21 protein-coding genes are annotated in these 18,890 nt (G+C 62.6%); 5 read left to right on the forward strand and 16 right to left on the reverse strand.

The window, feature by feature from the left end; genetic code table 11:
• Nucleotides 1-60: 60 nt before the first annotated feature.
• From RT91_RS22985 to RT91_RS20265, 8 genes are read right to left on the reverse strand one after another with little or no spacing between them, the layout of a single operon-like run.
• The gene (locus RT91_RS22985; protein WP_035185944.1) at nt 61-243 is read right to left on the reverse strand and encodes a type IV secretion system lipoprotein VirB7; all 183 of its coding nucleotides are present in this window, start codon (nt 241-243) and stop codon (nt 61-63) included.
• A complete protein-coding gene (locus RT91_RS04875) occupies nt 243-1,130 on the reverse strand; it encodes a type IV secretion system protein (protein ID WP_035185946.1) in 888 nt (295 codons plus the stop codon). The genes RT91_RS22985 and RT91_RS04875 overlap by 1 nt, the downstream gene beginning before the upstream one ends.
• Nucleotides 1,130-1,363, reverse strand: a complete 234-nt coding sequence (locus tag RT91_RS20260; RefSeq protein WP_082468535.1) for a hypothetical protein — start codon at nt 1,361-1,363, stop codon at nt 1,130-1,132. The genes RT91_RS04875 and RT91_RS20260 overlap by 1 nt, the downstream gene beginning before the upstream one ends.
• Complete coding sequence (locus RT91_RS04880; protein WP_035185949.1) at nt 1,360-2,118, reverse strand: type IV secretion system protein; 759 nt, start codon at nt 2,116-2,118, stop codon at nt 1,360-1,362. The genes RT91_RS20260 and RT91_RS04880 overlap by 4 nt, the downstream gene beginning before the upstream one ends.
• 9 nt (nt 2,119-2,127) lie before the next feature.
• Nucleotides 2,128-4,521, reverse strand: coding sequence for a VirB4 family type IV secretion/conjugal transfer ATPase (locus tag RT91_RS04885; RefSeq protein ID WP_035185951.1), 2,394 nt, complete (start codon nt 4,519-4,521; stop codon nt 2,128-2,130).
• Nucleotides 4,511-4,843 (reverse strand): type IV secretion system protein VirB3, encoded by a 333-nt coding sequence (locus RT91_RS04890; protein ID WP_035185954.1) that lies wholly within the window; start codon nt 4,841-4,843, stop codon nt 4,511-4,513. Before RT91_RS04890 ends, RT91_RS04885 begins: the two co-directional genes overlap by 11 nt.
• 3 nt (nt 4,844-4,846) lie before the next feature.
• Nucleotides 4,847-5,203: a TrbC/VirB2 family protein gene (locus tag RT91_RS04895; RefSeq protein ID WP_035185991.1), complete on the reverse strand. Its 357-nt coding sequence runs from the start codon at nt 5,201-5,203 to the stop codon at nt 4,847-4,849.
• Nucleotides 5,193-5,903 carry a lytic transglycosylase domain-containing protein gene (locus RT91_RS20265; protein WP_240314196.1) on the reverse strand — a complete coding sequence of 237 codons (711 nt, stop codon included), beginning with the start codon at nt 5,901-5,903 and terminating at the stop codon, nt 5,193-5,195. Before RT91_RS20265 ends, RT91_RS04895 begins: the two co-directional genes overlap by 11 nt.
• A gap of 128 nt (nt 5,904-6,031) precedes the next feature.
• On the opposite strand from RT91_RS20265, the gene RT91_RS21945 reads away from it, so the two are divergent.
• The 3 genes from RT91_RS21945 (at nt 6,032) to RT91_RS20275 (ending at nt 7,195) form a co-directional block, all read left to right on the forward strand.
• Nucleotides 6,032-6,361 (forward strand): hypothetical protein, encoded by a 330-nt coding sequence (locus RT91_RS21945; protein ID WP_160321842.1) that lies wholly within the window; start codon nt 6,032-6,034, stop codon nt 6,359-6,361.
• 164 nt (nt 6,362-6,525) lie between these two features.
• Nucleotides 6,526-6,762, forward strand: a complete 237-nt coding sequence (locus RT91_RS22285; protein WP_205408952.1) for a hypothetical protein — start codon at nt 6,526-6,528, stop codon at nt 6,760-6,762.
• A gap of 121 nt (nt 6,763-6,883) precedes the next feature.
• The gene (locus RT91_RS20275) at nt 6,884-7,195 is read left to right on the forward strand and encodes an N-acetyltransferase (RefSeq protein WP_256363793.1); all 312 of its coding nucleotides are present in this window, start codon (nt 6,884-6,886) and stop codon (nt 7,193-7,195) included.
• Nucleotides 7,196-7,262: 67 nt separating this feature from the next.
• Here the strand turns inward: RT91_RS20275 and RT91_RS04905 are convergent, their stop codons facing one another.
• Nucleotides 7,263-8,996 carry an IS1634 family transposase gene (locus RT91_RS04905; RefSeq protein WP_035185958.1) on the reverse strand — a complete coding sequence of 578 codons (1,734 nt, stop codon included), beginning with the start codon at nt 8,994-8,996 and terminating at the stop codon, nt 7,263-7,265.
• On the opposite strand from RT91_RS04905, the gene RT91_RS20280 reads away from it, so the two are divergent.
• Complete coding sequence (locus RT91_RS20280; protein ID WP_082468543.1) at nt 8,913-9,689, forward strand: transposase; 777 nt, start codon at nt 8,913-8,915, stop codon at nt 9,687-9,689. The genes RT91_RS04905 and RT91_RS20280 overlap by 84 nt on opposite strands.
• 23 nt (nt 9,690-9,712) lie before the next feature.
• Here RT91_RS20280 and RT91_RS04915 read toward each other — a convergent pair whose 3' ends face one another.
• From RT91_RS04915 to RT91_RS04925, 3 genes are all read right to left on the reverse strand, one after another.
• Nucleotides 9,713-10,834, reverse strand: coding sequence for a YbfB/YjiJ family MFS transporter (locus tag RT91_RS04915; RefSeq protein WP_051788170.1), 1,122 nt, complete (start codon nt 10,832-10,834; stop codon nt 9,713-9,715).
• 121 nt (nt 10,835-10,955) lie between these two features.
• The gene (purU, locus tag RT91_RS04920) at nt 10,956-11,807 is read right to left on the reverse strand and encodes a formyltetrahydrofolate deformylase (RefSeq protein ID WP_035185963.1); all 852 of its coding nucleotides are present in this window, start codon (nt 11,805-11,807) and stop codon (nt 10,956-10,958) included.
• Nucleotides 11,804-12,676, reverse strand: coding sequence for a methylenetetrahydrofolate reductase (locus tag RT91_RS04925; RefSeq protein WP_035185965.1), 873 nt, complete (start codon nt 12,674-12,676; stop codon nt 11,804-11,806). Before RT91_RS04925 ends, purU begins: the two co-directional genes overlap by 4 nt.
• A gap of 141 nt (nt 12,677-12,817) precedes the next feature.
• On the opposite strand from RT91_RS04925, the gene RT91_RS20285 reads away from it, so the two are divergent.
• A protein-coding gene (locus tag RT91_RS20285) for an IS5 family transposase (RefSeq protein ID WP_240314197.1) occupies nt 12,818-13,581 on the forward strand; the annotation gives its coding sequence in 2 pieces (ribosomal slippage) (nt 12,818-13,127 and nt 13,127-13,581; 765 coding nt in all).
• Between the two features lie 126 nt (nt 13,582-13,707).
• On the opposite strand, the gene RT91_RS04940 is transcribed toward RT91_RS20285, so the two are convergent.
• Genes RT91_RS04940 through RT91_RS04955 form a run of 4 tightly spaced genes read right to left on the reverse strand, consistent with a single transcriptional unit; the run spans nt 13,708 to nt 18,882 of the window.
• Nucleotides 13,708-15,075: an L-serine ammonia-lyase gene (locus tag RT91_RS04940; RefSeq protein WP_035185970.1), complete on the reverse strand. Its 1,368-nt coding sequence runs from the start codon at nt 15,073-15,075 to the stop codon at nt 13,708-13,710.
• Nucleotides 15,076-15,078: 3 nt separating this feature from the next.
• Nucleotides 15,079-15,645 carry a sarcosine oxidase subunit gamma gene (locus RT91_RS04945; RefSeq protein ID WP_051788175.1) on the reverse strand — a complete coding sequence of 189 codons (567 nt, stop codon included), beginning with the start codon at nt 15,643-15,645 and terminating at the stop codon, nt 15,079-15,081.
• Nucleotides 15,638-18,616, reverse strand: a complete 2,979-nt coding sequence (locus RT91_RS04950) for a sarcosine oxidase subunit alpha family protein (RefSeq protein ID WP_035185972.1) — start codon at nt 18,614-18,616, stop codon at nt 15,638-15,640. The genes RT91_RS04945 and RT91_RS04950 overlap by 8 nt, the downstream gene beginning before the upstream one ends.
• On the reverse strand, nt 18,613-18,882 hold the full coding sequence (locus RT91_RS04955) for a sarcosine oxidase subunit delta (RefSeq protein ID WP_035185974.1): 270 nt from the start codon (nt 18,880-18,882) through the stop codon (nt 18,613-18,615). Before RT91_RS04955 ends, RT91_RS04950 begins: the two co-directional genes overlap by 4 nt.
• Nucleotides 18,883-18,890 lie beyond the last annotated feature (8 nt).

Genomic DNA, 18,890 nt, shown 5'->3' on the forward strand with positions numbered 1-18,890 from the left:
GGAAATAGGCGGCGAGCCGTTCGTTATCGATCGGCAAAGCCGTGTTTTTCATGTCCGCGTTCATGAGTGGGGCACCTGCGGCGGTCGCGCCAACTGCGCCGCGCTAGGCGACCAATGGCCGGGATTGAGGGCAAACATCGGCCCGTGAGCCGTTGCCAGCGGGTCACTGGCCGCGCAGCCCGCCAGCATGCCGGCTGCGCACATGAGGATAATCAGGCGAGACAACATGCGTGAGCCCTTCATTATTTGAACCAGTTGGCTGGGTTCACGATCCCGGAAATATTGAAGTCCACACCGCCGCCAATGTAGGCGGCGATGCCGGGAAGCATGATCGTGATGAAGGCCGTGATGGCGGTATAGGCGGCGATTTCGCCGAGGATGACGATTTCGGTCTGCACCGGATCGGCGGTGAACGTGGTCGAGACCTTGGTGTTCAGAAAATCCGTCATACCCCCCGTGAACAGCGATAGAAGCGCTGTGACGAGGAGCAACAGGATCGCCAGGCCGATCAGCTTACCGAGCCAGCGGTCGGGGATACCCTTGGTATATTCGAAAAGATATCCGATCAGGAGGAATGGGCCGATAGCTACGAGAAGGCCCGTCAATGTTGTCGAGATGAGATAAACCGCGAACACGAGGGCAAGAGCGATGAAAAAGACGACAAGAACAAGCTCGATTTCAATGCCAAGCACGTATGGTTCGAGCACGCAGGTCGCGCAGTTTGCTTTTTTATAAATAATCTGTCCGGCAACCCAAAAATTATTGAAGGTCTGATCGAGGCTCTGCGGGATGTTGCTCGTATTGCCAGATGAAAAGGTGCTGGCGACAAAGCTCGGCAGCGACTTCATGAAAAGAGTCTGGACGTAGGAATCATAAAGCGATGTTGAGGCAATAATGCCCACCACGATCGCCATCGTTGATACCTTTGAGATGCCGTAACGTATGTCCAGGCTGCCGGTCATCATGAGGTATCCGAGGATGATGACCCAGATGACCAGTGCAGCGGAAAGAGGCGGTAATGCTGCCGACAATGCGGAGCCGACATCGCTATTCAGCGATTGCAGGAACCCGGTGCTGTACTGGTTATACATAAACTCAAAGATATTGATGGTCGTGTTGGGGACGCTCATTAGTTTGAGGTCTTTCCAGCGAGATAAGGCTTGCACGCTGGCACGGCGTTGTTGCCGGCAGCCAAACAACTGGCCCTGATGCTGGCATCGAGTTGAGAGTTCGTCTCACGACCACTATTCGGCAGAGGGACGAGTCTGTTTTGCACCGATGGTGGTGCAATGACGTACACGTAGTAGGCCCCTCCACCTGCGATCACGCCGGCACCAATCAGGGCGTAGATGATGAGCTTCATTGTCCCTGACATGCCGAAGGCTCCCCGCCGAGAGTTTGGGCATCGCTGCACAGCGTTGAGAGCGTTTGTTCGCCGCCTTGCGCGTTTTCTTGTGCGGCGGCCTCCTGACCGGCGCGGTTCTCTTCAAACGCCAATAGTTGCAGGTTTTGCGCCTGGGCTTGCTGGGCCTGGACATAGTTCTGTTCGGCGGAGAGGCGGGCCTGGATTGAGGCGACCTGTTGGATCGTCGTGGCACTGTTCAGCTGGCTCTGAATCTGCGGCAGCTCTTGCTCGCGGGCTTCCAGAGATTGCAGGTTTTGCGTGGCGATCGCCTCGAAATTCGCGGTCTCATTCGCACCCTGTTGGATCTGCGTTGAACCGAAATCCGAGCCGGCTGGGATATAGACCTTGTTCATATTGTAATATTGTTGCGCGAGCGAGCCGACATTGCCGCTCAGCGAAGAAGGCGGACTGATGCCGTCGAGCATGTTGGGCAAGATGCTGGTATTGGGCACCGTGTCCTGCATGGCCGATTGATCAAGTTGTTGCGCCCATTGGTTTGGGTTCACATTCTGTGAGAGCGCGTTATATGTCGATTTCAGTTCATTATATTGGCTGACGAGTTCAGAATATTGCTGCTTGGCCTCGTTTAGCTGGTTGACGATTTGCGCCAATGAGGCGCTATCGATCACCGGGACTTGCGCCAGGGTGGGTGAAGCAAAGCCGAGGATGGCGATCGCGCTGGCCATTCCGAGCCGGCGAGAGGGCTTGAGCATTTGGTCCTCCTATTCAACTTCCTCGTGGAACCGCGCCATGAACGTCGGCAGCCAGGCCGCCGGATCGTCGCCGTGGGTTGCGCGTAGCTGTTCGACAAATCCAACCGAGGATTTGCGGCTCGACAGGATTGCGACGAACTCAGGCAGAGCGGACAGGTCGAAATCGATGATCGCGGAGCCGCCATGCCGCTTGATGAGCAGTTGCCGGGAGTTGGGCAGCATGTCCTCGGCGATGGCGCGGAACTCGCCGGCGGTGAAGTTGAGCCGCTTGCGGTAGAGATGTTCTTCCGCGCCGGGCGTTGGACAGAACACGAGAGTCTGGCACTGGCGCAAGATGCTATCGCCCTGCGGTGAATCGAGCACCGGGGCGGGCTCTTGCGTCGCCAGAAGCACCACGGCGTTGCTCTTGCGGACGGTGAGCATGAAATCTGCCCAGATTTTGGCGAACAGCGGATTGAGCAGATAGAAATTGAACTCGTCGCAGGACAGCACAAAGCGGCGGCCATCGAGCGCCTGGCTGATGCGGTAAAGCAGGTAATTCGCGGCCGGTGCGCAGACGGTCCCATTGTCGAGGATGGCGGTCAGATCAAACCCGACCGTGGTTGCATCAAGCGACACGTCATCACGTTCGCCATCAAAGGCCCAGCCGAGCGATCCGCCCTTGCACCAGCGTTCGAGGCGCGCGCCTGCCCCCATCGGATTGCGCCAGTCGAGGAACTGACGCAGCCCGGCCAGCGAGCGCATTTCCGGGGCCAGGCGCAGCAGGGCTTGAACGCCTCGGGTCAGGCGGGCGTCATCCTCTGGCGGAAGCGGGCCGTGCCCGTCTTGCTGGATCAAGGCGGTGAGCCACTGAACGAGGAAGGCGACCGATTCCGGGGTGTTGTCGAGCGCCTTAAGGGGCGCCAGGCCGCTATCCCGCCCCGCCCTCACGACCAGATACCGGCCGCCGACCGCACGGCACAGCAGCTCGCCGCCCCGGTCCTTGTCGAAGAACACTACCGCGCCGTTGCGCGCCGCGAAATATTGCGGGAACAGCGCCAGCAGGAACAGCATGAACGTGGTTTTGCCCTGGCCGATCTTCCCGAAGATCGCCGTCATGCCGACATCCTCGACATGGGGCACGTAATCATAGGCCGTGCCCGCCGTGGTGCGGAAGCGCGCCATGGCCGGCCCCCATTTGCCGGCACGCTGGCCGCGTGGGAACGCCTCGAAGCCGGAGAAGGCCGCGAAATTTCGCGTGGTGATGGTGCCCGGCCGGGTACGCCATTTTCTGTTGCCCGGCAGTTGCGCGAAATAGGCGGCCTCCAACCCGGCGCTTTCCTGCGCGACGACGCCGCCACTATTGGCAATGACCGTGCGAGTTAAGCCGGACAGCCGATCCAGCTCCTCGATCGTGTCCGCATAGACCGTCAGCGAGAAGTGGTGCTCGCCCATGGCGATCTTGCCCGAGGCGAGGTGATCCTGTGCGTCCGCAAGGTCGTTGATCTGCGACTTGGCTTTGTCATTCGCGGCCGTCATCTGGGCGGCTTTCAGGCCAAGCCGCTTTTCAGAGGTGTGCCGTGCGTGAAAGTCGAAGGTGTGAACCATCACCACCGGGCACGGCAGGGAAAAGACCCCATCATACATGCCGGCATAGGTCTCAGACGGATATTCACGATAGCCGAAGATCGCGCCGAACCGGGACACGCCCGGCCCGCGCAGCTCAAAGGCGCGGCGGCCGAAGATCGCGCGATCGGTGTAGAGGGCGGCACCGAGCGGGCCGCTGACTAGCGGCACCGGCATCGCCGTGCCCGTCAGGATCAGGCGCAGCGCCTCGGCGATTTCGCTGAAATAGAACTGGCCATTGGCCGCGGGTCGCAGGCCCAGCCGGCGAACATCGTAGGGGGCAAGGGTTTGGCTAATGGTTTGCCAAACCTCCTCGAGCTGGCGGATGCCCTCGGCGGTTGCGTGCAGCTTCTGGCGTTCCCGTTTGCCACCGAATAGGGAGCCCGTGGCGCCGCCCGCCTTGCCGCCCAGCGGATTGCGGGGGGAGACAATCATCGTCAGATACCAGGTGTTTTGGTAGAGGCGGCCCGTGAGGACGTGCTCGCGATAGGCGCGATCGAGCGAAGCCGCGAACTCATTGGGCATTGCCGCGTGGGCGAGTTGCCCGGCCCCAGGCCCGCGCACGAAGGCCGAATGCAGCGTCACATTGTCATCCGCGACGTTCTTGCAGAGCGCATTGACCGTGACCAGGCTCGCGGCGCGATCCGCATCGGCCGCCAGCTCATAGGGAGCGCCAGGAATTTCGGCCATGGCGAGAACGCTGCCGTCATCCATGAGCAGGATGTCCGGCCGAACATGTCCGAGATACGGCAAATAGCGTTCGGCGCTGCGTTCCGCCCTGGTTCGATTACCTGGCATCGCGCATCCCCCTGCCCTTCTGGATCTTCATCGGGAACGGCGCGGGGGACGCCCCGCCCCAAGCCTGATTTTCCCCGGCGCCGGTGGCCTTGGTGCGGAACCATAGCCAGGCCACACGCGGCGCGTTGTAGTCGTAGCGAACGAGCCAGCGCGCCCCGAACCAGAGCGGCAGCACCAGCGTCAGATAAAAGGGGTTGTGTCCAAAGATGACGATCATGGCGCCGATCATGATGATCCCCACGGCCATCTCGATCGGCAGCCCGAGAAACAGCGCGGGCCTCGTCGCGGCGACAAATAGCGGATCGCGCTGCCTCTCGCTCATGGTTCAGCCACCGCCCACGAAGGTTGTCACGAGGTAGGAGCTGCCGAACACCAGAACCAGGCCGGCCGCGAGCCAGCCGATTGCATGGAAGCCCATGCGGCCGGTCCAGCACATGAAGCCGACTGCGGCCACGGCGAGTACGGCAACACCCTCGCCGAACGGGCCGAGGATGAATGTCGCGATATTGTCGATGATGGTTGTGGGGCTGGTGCCACCTGAGACGACCTGCGCATGTGCAATGACAGGCAGGAGGACGCTGGCCAACATAATGACGGCGAGCCGTAACCATGAACCGCGGCCTATTTTGGTAGCTGTCCCTGCCGCGGAATTTACTGCACCATCGCGCCGCTTATTGAGCATTTGTTCCACCATAAGTTTCCTGTTTCGAGGGTTGTGCTGGGCCGGTTGGGCCAGAAATGCGGGACGCCTGAAGCGTCACTGCATGCGCCGCGGCGAAGCCGGCCGGGCCGATCGAGTGCGGGAACACATCCCAAGCTGGTGTGCGCAGAGGAGCGGATGAATTTGAGGGGGTGGCAGGATGGCCGGACTTGGCGACGCTTGCCCCCGAGGCTGCCACGCTATCTGCGGGGTCGATCGCGGGGACAAGGTATTTGGCGGTTGAGACGACGCGGCTGACATAACCGCTTTGGAAGCCTTGCCAGGCTGACCCCGTATTGTAGCGCGATAGCGCCGCCAGGAGGGCCGCCTGACGCCCCTGCCCGGCCGGAAGCTGGTAGTCCTGTGCCAGTAGCTTCCCGGCTGCTCGCACCGACGCGCAAGCGTCGAATGCCGTGGCGATCGTCAGGCCCAAGCGGGCGAGGTTTGCGCTATCGATCTGCATGAGGCCGAGATCAACTGAATGCCGGTCAGCAATCAGCCGTCTGGCTACGGCTATCGCGCTACGCACATCCGATGGCCGCATGCTCTGGCGCGTCGTGTTGTCGTGAAGCGCCAGTGTGTTGAACCCCGATTCGGCACCGGCAACCGCGGCTAGCGTTGTCGGCGCGACCTCTGAGGCGCAGCGATTCGCGAGCGCGAGGAAATGGGCCGGGGTGATCATCAAGCTCCTGACTCCCGTGTGAAAGAAGGGCGAGATCGGGTGACGGCAAGCATGAGTTGCATTCTTATAAGAGGTTGCTTAAAAGTCAATAAAAGGTAGCTACTAAAAACATCGGAGATGGCTGTTTGGTGAAAGCAATGAGGTTGTCTTATCGTCGCGAGATGGCACGACCTAAGCGACTGACGATTGCAACGACATTGAGGTTGGATGCTTCGACCGTTGAGCGCCTGGATAAGGTGCTCGGCGAGGATGAGAATCGAGCCGAATTCATCCGGAGCGCCGTCGAAAACGCGATCGCCTTGAAGGAGATTGGTCTCCCCGGCGATGTGAATGAGGTTCTCTTTGCGAATGAGTCGCTGGTTGAGTTTTTGGCGAACGCCATGCGGCGGCTGATTGAGACCCGGCGGGCAATGCGTGGCAATGAAGCCACGACGCTTGGGGAAGGCAGGACAAAATAACAGCGGATTCGAATATGTGGACGTAATTAAAAGTGCGTCATGTTTATTCTTGGATTTTTTCCCGGCTTTGCAGATCAGTGCAAAATTGCCGAGTGATATATTCATCCGTTGTTTAACATTCGCCGTCCTTTGGCGGGAGCTGTAACGGGCTTGCTGGTCTGTGATTGGGAAATCCCCAAACAGTTGGAAATTTAAGGCGCCGCAAGCTTGGGTTGCAAGATGCTATTGTATTACACGTTAATGACACTTGCGATCCGCAGCATTCTATCGACGGGATTATTAATTTCTTCGAGTTTCAATCGGGCGATAAAGATTTGGCTCGCGTCGATAAAGCGGAACCTCTCCAGTGGCTAAAAGCTGGCTGGTTTCGCGGCATCAGAGAAGGACAAATGTCACAATGAATGCAACCGCGGTCGAGATACGGCGGGCTCATCCTGAGGAGGTCCTGGCGCTTGCCCGCCTTTGGCTGAACGGGTGGCGAGATGCTCATGCTGAAATTCTCCCGCAGGCTTTGGCCAGAGCGTGTACCTTGCGAAACTTCGAAGATCGCATTGCAGGTTCTCTCTGCGACATCCGGGCAGCAAGGCCGCGGGGGCAGCCATGACCGGCATGTGCATGCTTAAGGAGGACGAACTCAATCAACTCTATGTTTCGGCACAAGCCTGCGGCTCCGGCGTTGCCGCCACATTGATCAAGGATGCAGAATCGAGCTTTGCTACAAGTGGCGTGAAAATAGCTTGGTTAGCGTGCGCTATCGGGAACTATTGCGCAGCTCGCTTTTATGAGAAGTGCGGATGGCGGCGCATGGGTGAATTTGTATATTACTTAGACTGAAGCTTTCACTAATCTGAATGCAATTTCCCTGTATTTATCGATAAACTTTCTGATCTGATTTTGACGCTTACTGGACACGCATGGGGGCGATCCCGATCAGGTCGAAGGCGGCGGCTTGCAGTGGTGTGGGATTTGCCAGGGTGGTGAAGGTGGCGTTCGGTGCCTTGGGCAGGGCTGCGGTGTTCAGGGTCTGGGTCGCGAGATGCGCCATCAGATCGGTAAAGCTTGAAATCGGCAGGTTCTGGTCGTTGCGGCGTCGCCCGCGCTTGCGATCGGCGGCCAGGGATGTCGATGCGGGGGCAACCGGCGATGAGCGTTCAGCCTCGGCCCCAGGCCGGTCGTGATCCTGGAACAGCAGAGGCTTGAGGGCGTCGCGCAGATGCCACTCGACGTAATAGGCCATCATGCAGAGAAAGACGTGGGCACGCACCCGCGGCGAGAGCCAGTGATGCACCGGGCGGATCGCGAGATCGACCGATTTGAGGGTCCGGAACGCCCGTTCCACCCGCGAAAGGTCCTTGTAGGCTGACACGGCTTCGGTCTCGCTCATGACGTCCGCGCTCACACTGGTGCGGATGACATAGATGCCGTCGAGGGCCGCCTCGCGCGCGATGCTGGCGGGGTTGCGCTGGAAATCGAAGCGGCTGGCGGTGATGGTGAGATCGAAATGCTTGGCCATCTTGCGCTGGTTGATCACAGCGCCCACCGCCAGCCCGATCGCGGCCTCGCCATGAAGGGGGGCGCGTTTGCGCCGTGTGGCATCCCGGATCCGCGCCAGGTCCGTCTCGGTGGCCGCCAGCAGCGCCTCGCGCTTGCGCCGTCGTTCGGTCGCCAGGGCAGCGTTGCGACAGGCGATCAGCCGCTCGCCCGGATAATCGGGCGACGTGATCGCGGCAATATCGCGCTCGTCGAACAGCGACATCTGCAGCGGTCCCTCGGCAAGATCCTGGATCTGCCCCGCGCGCAGGCAGCTGATCCAGTCCAGCCCCGCCGGTTTGATCGTCTCGCGGATCCGCGCCGTGGTGATCATCCCGCGATCACCCACCAGGACGACGCGCTCGAGATGGAACCGCCGCTTGAGTTTCTCCACCTGGGCGGCGATCGTCGCCGGATCGGCGGTGTTGCCTTCGAACACTTCCACCGCGATCGGCCTACCCTCGCGATCGCACAGCAGACCATAGACGATCTGCGGCCGATCGGGCCGGTGATCCCGGCTGTATCCGTGGTGTGCCAGTTCGCAATGCCGGCCTTCGAGGTAGGATGAACTGACGTCGTAGAGCACCAGCGTGCCGTCGCGCAGATGGCGCCTTGCAAACTGCCGCTCGATCCGGCCCTGCTGCGCGCCCAGCCAGTCCAGTGCGGCGTAGATCTCGCGCTCTTCAATGGCGCCGAGTTCGAGGATCTCGCCGAGACTCGAGGTCGCGGTCTGGGGGGTCAGACCGCGCAGGGTCGAGAGCTTCGAGCCCGGTGCGATCACCCGGCCCGCAATCAGCGCCAGGGCGAGATTGCGCTCGCGCGACGCCCTCCGGCCCAGCAGGCGGGGAAGCTCAAGCTTGCGCATCATCCCGAGTGCCGCCGCCACATGACCGTGCGGCAGCGAGCGCCGGATCTCGAGCGCCTGATCGGCACCCCCGACCACCGCGCCACCCGCGAGAAGCGCACGCAGCCCATCGATCAGTTCCGGCGGCATCTGGCTCAGATTGGCGATGGTGCGTTTATGAACCTTGCGACCCTCGCGGAAACTCTCCCGCAACAGCACGGCCGGCGCCGATCGGCCATTCGGAACCACGTCGATGAACATCAAGGCAGGGAATCACAGACCCAGTCGCGCCGCAAGCCCCATGTATGGACACAAATCACAGACCCAGTCGCGCCGCAAGCCCCATGTATGGACACAAACAAAATACAGAAAAACAGCGCTACGCGAGGCAATCCGCCATGTTCAGGTCATTCTGAAGTAAAAACTTCGGTCTATGGCGCCCAGCGTGGGCACGCCGATGACTGGCAGATTTGCCTCGCCCACCAACTCCGGGACTGCAAATTCGCGATCGAGGCTGGCGATGCGATCTTCGCACCCAGAATGAAGGCTCTGCTGCTCCGCGCCGTCGTGCTGGCGCGGCGCCATCGCACCCTCGCAGACGCTACAAGACGCGCCTGGCGGCGTCGCCTCGACCATGACCTCGATGCCGTCATGGCGCTCGCCCCAATCAACCGCCACGGCAGACGATTGCGCCGACGATACGGCAAGGTTCGTGATCATCTATTCACATATCTCGATCACCCCGAGATCGCTGCCGATAACAACGGTTCGGAACGCGAACTTCGCCCCATCGCCACCTATCGTAAGGTCACGGGCAGCTTCCGATCAAACTGGTGTGCAGAATTCTTCGCCAGCGTTCGCTCCGTTGTCGGCACCGCCGCACGTCAAGGCGTCGATGCCTATGCCGCTATCAAATACGCCCTCAACGGAACCCCAGCACACCTACCAGGTTGAGCAGCTACTCGCACCTCATCCGATCAACTTGACAATGCCGTTGACGACGTAAATTTAGCCGCCAATAAGATGAATAAAAATCCAAGGATTTCCGCTCCAACTCCGATACAGAACAGGAGGTTATAGCTCCGACTAATTCGAAATAAATGTGTAAGAACAGCAGCTGCTGTGATCTGCGTAGCTGAATAGGTCATCGCCGCTAAGCCCCAATCGACTGAGAGGCGGACTGGCGAAACCATCCCCGCGATTGCGCCGGCGACCAGCATCACCGTTCCTAACGCCACCGCCCCCACGCAGAGCGCCGAAACGACCAGCGCCGGTTCGGCATCGGTGAACAGGGGAATGGCCACAGCCGCGCCCATAACCACAAACCCGGCTGCCAGCGTTGGCAGAAAGCCGAAACGGTCGGCCGCGCGGCCCAACAATGGCGGTCCGACCGTGGCGGCAAGCCCGATCCAGGCGGCCATTACAGCTCCTGCGGCGACTCCGCGCCCCAGACGGATTGCCACGAAACTGGACCAAAACAGCATATGCGGCATGAAACCGAGGGCTGAGAACGCATAAGCCGCGACCACCAAGACCACGGCGATCGGTGGCAAACCTTTGGTCGCATGCTGATGCAGCAGCTCGATCCGTGCAGGCGGCATGATCATGGCCACGACCAGTGTCGCGGCGGCACACATTGTGCCGAGCGCTGCCCAGGTGAACACCAGCCCATGGACAAGCAGATGCGGGATTGCCAGAGAGCTGAAAGCCATACCCGCGCCCATGCCCGAGAAGGCGAAGCCGCTGACCCGCCCCCGGGCCGCAGACGGCACGCGCCCTACGATGGCCGACGACATGAGAACCATCAGCACCCCGCCGGTGAGTCCCGACACCAGCCGCCAGAACCCGAACCACATTGCCCCCCAATTCAACGCGCAGCACAAAGTGGCTGCAGCGGTAACAGCCATTGCCAACACCATCGCCGGTTTGGCGGGATAGGAACCTCGCCATGCCCGGATGAGGGCGACACCAAGAAAATAGCCCGCCAGATTTGCGGTCGCAAACCAGAAAGCGCTTGCGGCGCTGTACCAATGCGCTTTGACGAGTGCCGGCACCAAAGGCGCGAAACTGAAGCGGGCCACGCCAATGCCCACGAACATTGCTAACAGGCCGCTAAGGGCCGTGCGGAAGATCGGAAATCCCGGTGCTCTTTGCGCCGCTACGCGGCTTCGAATTATGTTCGCGTACACAGCGGCCAGCCTTTCATGAGGTGTCATTCCATCAGTTTCTGAATACGACGGTTTTGTTGCCGTTCATGAGGACGCGCTGGGCGAAGTGCCAGAAGTCGGCGCGTGAGAGGACGCGCTGCTCGATGTTACGGCCGTTGCGCACCAAATCCTCTGGCATATCGGCGTGGCTGACGGTCTCGACATCCTGGTAAATGATCGGGCCTTCGTCGAGCGCGGCGGTGACGTAATGCGCTGTGGCACCCATCATCTTGACGCCGTTGGCATAGGCCTGGCGGTTGGGTTTTGCGCCCTTGAAGCTAGGCAGGAAGCTGTGATGAATGTTGATACAGCGCCCTGACAGCGCCGCCACAAAGTCATCTGTCGGGATCTGCATGTAGCGGGCAAGGATCACCAGATCGATGTTCAGACCTTTGACCAGTGCGAGAATTTCAGCTTCTTGCGCTGCTCTACTGTCGGCCGTCATCGGCAGAAAGTAGAACGGAATACTGCCGAGATCTGTGACCTTGAGCGCGGTTTTGGGATGGTTGGAAACAATGCCACCAATTTCCATGCCCAGCTCGCCGATATACGTGCGGTAGAGCAGGTCGGCGAGGCAGTGATCGAATTTGGAGACCAGCAGTTGGACCCGCTGGCGCTCGTTATTCGTGCTCAACTCCCATCTCATCTGGAATCGTTCGGCCAGCGCGGTAAGCGTGCGTTCCAGTTCGGTGCGAGGCCAGTCGGTTACGAACACCATGCGCATGAAGAAAAGGCCGGTATCCGGGTCAATGAACTGGTTGAGCACCTGGATATTACCGCGATGCTCCAAGATCGCTCCGCTGAACTCGGCGATGATGCCCGCGCGGTCGGGGTAGGAGAAGCTGAGCGTGTAGAATATGGTCATGGCAGTCCCACCCTGACGAGGGCGTCATGCATGAACCGTTGCCGCTCCAGCCAGGTGGCGAGTCTCAACATACCGCCGAAAGGATAGAAATGCGCGAAAACTGGTCCGTGGCGCACGGGCGCAACGCCGCAAGCCAGCGCGCTCACGAGTTGGTCGGGCGCGGCATGGCTGCGTAGCCTGGTCAGAGAGAATCCATAGCGGGCGAGGACGGTGGCCGAGGCGCCGACGCCGCACAATGCCGCATAGCGCAGCAAAATCCGCAAATTGGCCGGCCCCGGAATACCGAGACGGACGGGCGCGGTGATGCCGCCAGCGCGCAGCTCATCCAGCCAGGCGAGCAGATGTTCGGCGGAGAAGCAGAATTGCGTGGTGATTTCGGCAGCCAGTCCCTGCGCCGCGATGGCGGTAAGTTTGTCGCGCATCGCCCGCGCTAGGCGCGGGTTCGGGATCTGGCGGTGGCCTTCGGGATAGCCCGCAATCACCACATCGCGGATGCCATGGCTCGGGAGTAGGCCGGTCTCGAGCAGCGCCAGGGCGTCAGCGAACGGTCCTTCGGGGCACGCGCAATCGCCCGCCAACACGAGCAGCCGCTCGACCTTGGCCTTCGCCCAGCCGGTGAGCAATCGCGCGAAAGCGTCGCGGCTGGGCAGGCGGCGCGCGGCGAGATGCGGCATGGGCATGAAGCCCAGTCTGCGGATGGTCGCCGCTGCGTGGAGCCGGTCGGCATCGGACTCGTTGGCCAGATAGGGAATGCCGATGACAGTGCCTGGCACAAAACGGGAGGCGATCGCCGTGAGGTGCGAGAGGTCGCGGGTAGTTGCCTCCAGCGACAGGTCGTCCAGGCAGTTCCAATATTTTCCCGCCGTCATATCCTGTTCATTTCGTTCAAATCCGTTCGCATTTTCGGGCTAGGAAGCGTGGACAAACCGCACGGAGGGATTCCCACGACGCGGTTAGATGTGATTCGACGCTGACTTCTGGGATGGAGGTCAGCGTTGGTTCGTGGATTAATGAGCGACGAGGAATGGGCGTTTTTCAGGCCGTTTCTGGCTGAGCCAGGAGCGGCAGGCGGCCGACCGGCGGCCGACCATCGCCGCGTGCTGGACGCGATTTTCTGGATTGCTCGGACCGGCGCGCCGTGGCGGGATCTGCCGACGGAACTTGGAAGATGGAATTCGGTGCACCGACAGTTCAGGCGCTGGACCGTGAGCGGGATCTGGGACGTGATGCTCGAAGCCCTGGTCGATAGCGGCGGGCCGGCGGATGCCTTGCAAATGATCGACAGCACCATCGTCCGGGCGCACCATTGCGCCGCCGGCTTAAAAAGGGGACTCAGAGCCAGGCTCTTGGCCGTTCTCGAGGTGGCCTCTCGACCAGAATCCATCTCCGAGCCAACGCCGAGGGGCTGCCCATAGGCATCATCCTGAGCCCCGGCGAGGCTCACGACAGCACGGCTTATGCCGACCTGATGGATGAGCGCGACAGTGATCCCGGCATCCTGCTGGCTGATCGGGGATATGACAGCGACGCGATCAGGCAGGACGCACGCGACCGCGGAACAATCCCCGAAATCCCGACCAAGAGAAACCGTCGCATCCAGCATTCCGTCGACCGCCCCCTCTACGCACTACGAAATCGCATCGAGCGCTGCTTCAACAAACTCAAGAATAGCCGCCGGATCGCCACCAGATACGACCAAACCGCCAGCAGCTTCCTAGGTTTCACTCTCCTCGCCTCAATCCGCCTCTGGTTCAGGTTTGTCCACGCTTCCTAGCCGAAGCGGCACTGCCCTGTTTGGCCGCGGCCTAGTCCGGCGAGGCGCAACATGCTGCCCGCTTTGGTCAAGGAGGTGGACACACCGCATGACATGTCTTGGTTGTTTTGGCGCGCCCATGCGGTTTCAGCACTCGATAAAATTAGTGGCGAGGCCACCCAGCGAGGTCTCCTTATACTTGCTGTTCATATCGGCCCCGGTCTGCCGCATGGTGGCTATCACTTGGTCGAGCGAGACCAGATGCTTGCCATCGCCTCGCTTGGCGAGCGAGGCGGCGCTGATTGCCTTAATGGCGCCAAAGGCGTTGCGCTCGATGCACGGGATCTGCACCAGCCCGCCGACGGGGTCACAGGTCATGCCCAGATGGTGTTCCATGGCGATTTCGGCGGCGTTTTCGACCTGCGTGTTGGTGCAGCCACGCACCGCCGCCAGCCCGGCCGCGGCCATCGAGGAGGCGACGCCAACCTCGCCTTGGCAGCCGACCTCGGCGCCGGAGATTGAGGCATTGGTCTTGAACAGGCTGCCGATAGCGGTTGCGGTGAAGATGAAGTTGCGCATGCCCTCATGTGAGGCACCGGGGCACATCTCGATATAATACCGCAGGACTGCGGGAATGACGCCCGCCGCACCGTTGGTGGGGGCGGTGACGATTCGGCCGCCGGCGGCGTTCTCCTCGTTCACGGCCATCGCAAACAGGCTAACCCAGTCCATTGTCTCGTGCGGCGCGAGGTCGTTGCGGCTTGTATCGGCTTCCAGTCGCATGCGCAGCGCGCGCGCCCGGCGTCGGACTTTGAGCGAACCAGGGAGCGCGCCTTCGGCCTGCATGCCGCGGTCGATGGCCGCCATCATGGTGGCGATAACGCGGTCTACATGTGCCAGCACTTCGACGGGGGGGCGGAGGGCTGCCTCGTTGGAGCGCACGATTTCGGCGATCGTCAGCCCGGTCTCCTGGCCGATGCGCAGCAGATCGATGGCGTTGGCGAAGGGATAGGGCACCTGCGTGGTGATCGCGCCGAGATCGGCGGGATCATCCTCACGGGTGACGAAGCCGCCGCCAATCGAGCACCAGCGCTCGGCGGTGAGCAAGGCTCCGGCGGCATCGAACGCCTCGAACGCGAGGGTGTTGGGGTGGCGCAGGGGCGTGGTCTCGCGATCGAACACGATGTCCTCGGCCGGGGCGAAGGCGATGTCCCGGCGTGCCAGGTTGAGCGCGCCGCGCGCCGCGATACTCGCCACCAGCGCGTCGGCATGGTCGGGATCAACCGTCTCCGGCAATTCACCCGCCAGCCCGAGGATCACGGCTTTGTCCGTGGCGTGGCCTTTGCCCGTCCATGCCAGCGAGCCGTACAGCGTCACCCGCAGCCGGGCGACGAGGGCAAGCTGCCCGGCCTGCCTTAGCCCGCCCATGAAGAGATGGGCGGCGCGCATCGGTCCGACCGTGTGCGACGAGGAGGGACCTATGCCGATCTTGAACAGATCAAAGGCGCTGATCATCGGCTAATCCGCGTATTCACGGCCGACATTGGCCAGCAGCGACCACGCATAGGGCGCGAAGGACCGCCAGACTTCCATGTGGAAGCGCGCCGTATCCTGGCGCCACAGCACGATCTCGACCTTGAAGAAGATGGTGCGCGTGGCCATGCCGACCGGGAAGGCGGCGAGGTCGAGGTCAAGCGGGCAACCGCCGTTGAGGAGGTCGATGACCGCCGCGCCCTCGAGCGCGATGCCCGTCTGCCGGTGGCTGATATCGGCGAGCGAATAGAACTCGTCGGTCAGCCGTTGCGCCAGGCTGACGGCGACGCTGGCGGCGTCGACCTCCGCGAGCAGCAGCAGCCACTCATCGGGGCCGAGGCGTAGCGCGGTGCGCTGGCCCGCACTGACCGCGCGGTTGATCGGCCCGGTGAGGTCTAGGCCCAGGGCTTCGCCCGCCGCGCCGACCGAAGCTTGCTTCACGCGCAGCGAGAAGCGGGCGCCCTCGGTGACAGGGCGGCAGCGCCGGTCGCCACCCTGGCCGCTGAGCGCGAAGAGCCGCGACAGCGAGGCCTTCTCAGCAAGATTATCCATTGAGTCTGGTTCCTTCCGGATCATAGAAGACGGGCGAGACGACGCTGACGCGGGCATTGCCGGCCGCGAGCGGCACGTAGAGCTGCTCGCCGGTACGCGCCCGACCATCGCGCAGCAGTGCCAGGGCGACAGAACGGCCAAGCGTCTCGCTCCAATACGCGGAGGTGATGTGGCCAAGCATCGTCATCGGCTTGGGCTGCGCGGGATCGGCGACGATATGCGCGCCCTCGTCGAGCACGAGCGCGGGGTCGTCGGTGAGCAGGCCAACGAGCTGCTTGCGGTTCGTCTGCTCGGCAAAGGCCTTGCGGGCCAGAGCGCGTTTGCCGACAAAATCCGGCTTGGCCTTGCCGATCATGCCGGCATAGCCGACATCATCCGGGGTCACAGTGCCGTCCGTCTCCTGGCCGACGATTATGTAGCCCTTCTCGGCGCGCAGCACGTGCATAGTCTCGGTGCCATAAGGCGTGATGTCATACGGCTTGCCGCTGGCCATCAGCGCCTCCCACACGGCGCGGCCGTAATCGGCGGGCACGTTGATCTCGAAGCCGAACTCGCCGGTGAAGCTGACGCGGAACAGGCGGGCCGGGACACCGGCAATCTTGCATTCCACCATGCTCATATGCGGCAGCGCCTCGGCAGAGAGATCCGCCCCCGTGATCAGCGGCGCCACGACCTTGCGCGCCATCGGCCCCTGCACCGCGATCACCGCGTATTGCTCGGTGGTCGAGGTCAGCCAGACATTGAGTTCGGGGAACTCGGTCTGCAGGTAATCCTCCATCATCGTCAGCACGCGGGCCGCGCCGCCGGTGGTGGTGGTGACATGGAACCGCGTATCGGTGATGCGGCCGATCACGCCGTCATCGATGACGAAGCCGTCCTCGCGCAGCAGGATGCCGTAGCGCAGCTTGCCGGGCTGCAGCTTGGTCCAGGCGTTGATGTACATGCGGTTGAGGAACTCGGCGGCATCGGGGCCGACAACCTCGATCTTGCCCAGGGTGGAGGCATCGAAAATGCCAACCCCGTTGCGCACGGCGCGGCATTCGCGCGCCACCGCCTTGTGCATGTCCTCGGTGCCGCGCGGGAAGTATCGGGCGCGCTTCCACAGGCTGACATCCTCGAACACCGCGCCCTGGGCCTCGGCCCAGCTATGGATCGCGGTGCGGCGCTCGGGCTCGAAGAGTTCCCCGCGCGCATAGCCCGCGAAATAGCCGAACGGTACCGGCGTATAAGGCATGCGGAAGGTGGTGGTGCCGATCGCGGGGACCGGCTTGCCCAACACGGGCGACATGATCCCGAGCGCGTTCATGTTCGACAGCTTGCCCTGATCGGTGGCCATGCCGTTGGTGGTGAAGCGCTTGACATGCTCGACCGACTTCATGCCCTCGCGCATCGCCAGCGCGATGTCCTTGGCGGTGACGTCGTTCTGGTAGTCGAGGAAGGCGCGGACCGAACCGGGATCGCCATGATAGGGCACGGCGCCGATGAAGCCGCCTTGCGCCACCGGCGCGTTGGTCACCTGATAGCTGACAGCGCTGCTACCCGCGGCGACGGCGCCCGCCTCGGCGCCCGAGGCGAGAACCTCGGCCAGAGACGGCACACCCGCGGCGCTGCCGGCGACGCTGCATGCCTCGGCCGGCGCGCCGGGGAGGAAGGCGTCCAGCGTGGCATCAAACACCAGCTTGCCGCGGCTTTGCGAGAACAGATGCACGCTTGGCGTGAAGCCGCCCGACATCAGCAGCGTGTCGCAGCTCACGCGCTGCCCGCTGCCGCCGGCGATCGGCTTGATGGTGGCGCCGGTGATGCGCAGGCGCCCATCCGTGGTGGCGATGGTCGAGGCCGGGTATATGGCCAGCCCCGCCTTTTGCGCGGCGGCCACCCAGGGCCCGCCCGCATTCGGCCGCAGATCGACTATGCCGGCGATCGCGCAGCCGACGCGGTGCAGCGCCAGCGCCGTGCGGTAGGCGCCATCATGCGCGGTGAAGATCAGCGCCCGGCCGCCGGGCAGCACGCCGTAGCGCTCCAGGTAGAGGCGCGCGGCCTCCGCTAGCATGATGCCGGGCCGGTCATTATCCGGGAACACCAGCGGCCGCTCGATGGCGCCCGTGGCGATGACCACGCGCTTGGCGCGCACCTGCCACAACCGGCCGCGCGGCTGCGCGTCGCTGCGCTCGCCCTCGTGGTCGGTCAGCGCCTGGGCGAGGCCGATCATGTTGTGCGGAAAGTAGCCGAAGGCGGTGGTGCGGGTGAGCAGCTTCACCTGCGGATAGGCGGCGAGCTGGGCCAGCGCGGTCTTCAGCCATTCGGTGGCGGGCAGGCCGTCGATCTGCGCGTCGGGCTCGGCCAGTAGCGATCCGCCTGCCTCGGATTGCTCATCGCACAGGATCACCCGCGCGCCGGTCTTGGCGGCGGCTAGGGCGGCGGCGAGGCCCGCTGGGCCTGTGCCGACCACCAGCAAGTCGCAATGCGCGAAGCGTTGGGCGTAGCGAGCGGCATCCGGGGTTTGGGGGGAGCGGCCGAGGCCGGCCATCTCGCGGATGCGCGGCTCGAAAAATTTCGTCCACGCCTTCCGCGGCCACATGAAGGTCTTGTAGTAGAACCCGGCCGGGAGGAAGCGCCAGAACACATCGTTGATCGCGCCGTAATCACGCTCCAGCGAGGGCGCGCGATTCTGGCTCTCGGAGGTCAGGCCATCATAGAGCTCGACCTGGGTGGCGCGTAGATTGGGCGTGAAATGCGCGTCATCGCGCCCGACGCCGACCAGCGCGTTGGGTTCCTCGCCGCCAGCGGTGAGGATGCCGCGGGGGCGGTGATATTTGAACGAACGGCCAACGAGATGCACGCCATTGGCGAGCAGGGCCGAGGCGAGCGTGTCACCGGGATGGCCGGTGTAGCGCTTGCCGTCGAAGTTGAAGGTGAGCGTGCGGGCGCGGTCGATCCGGCCGCCTGCGGAAAGCCGGTAGGGCTGCGTCATGGGAGCGTCTCCCCGATGCGATAACTCGCCTCGATTTGGTCAGTGTAGGTGTTCCGCTTGACGTTGAAGAAGCGGCCGCAGCCAAACGCGTGGCGCCAGCGCTCGGCATGGTCGCCGCGCGGGTTCTTCCGGAAATAGAGGAACTCGGTCCAGGCCGCGTCGTCCTCCTTGCGAGGATCGGCGGCGCGCACGACATGCGCCTCGCCGCCATAGGCGAACTCGATTTCGGGGCGGTTGCCGCAATAGGGGCATGGAATTAGGAGCATTGCCTCGC

The sequence above is a fragment of the Acidiphilium sp. JA12-A1 genome, assembly GCF_000724705.2.
GTDB classification, from domain to species: Bacteria; Pseudomonadota; Alphaproteobacteria; order Acetobacterales; family Acetobacteraceae; genus Acidiphilium; species Acidiphilium multivorum.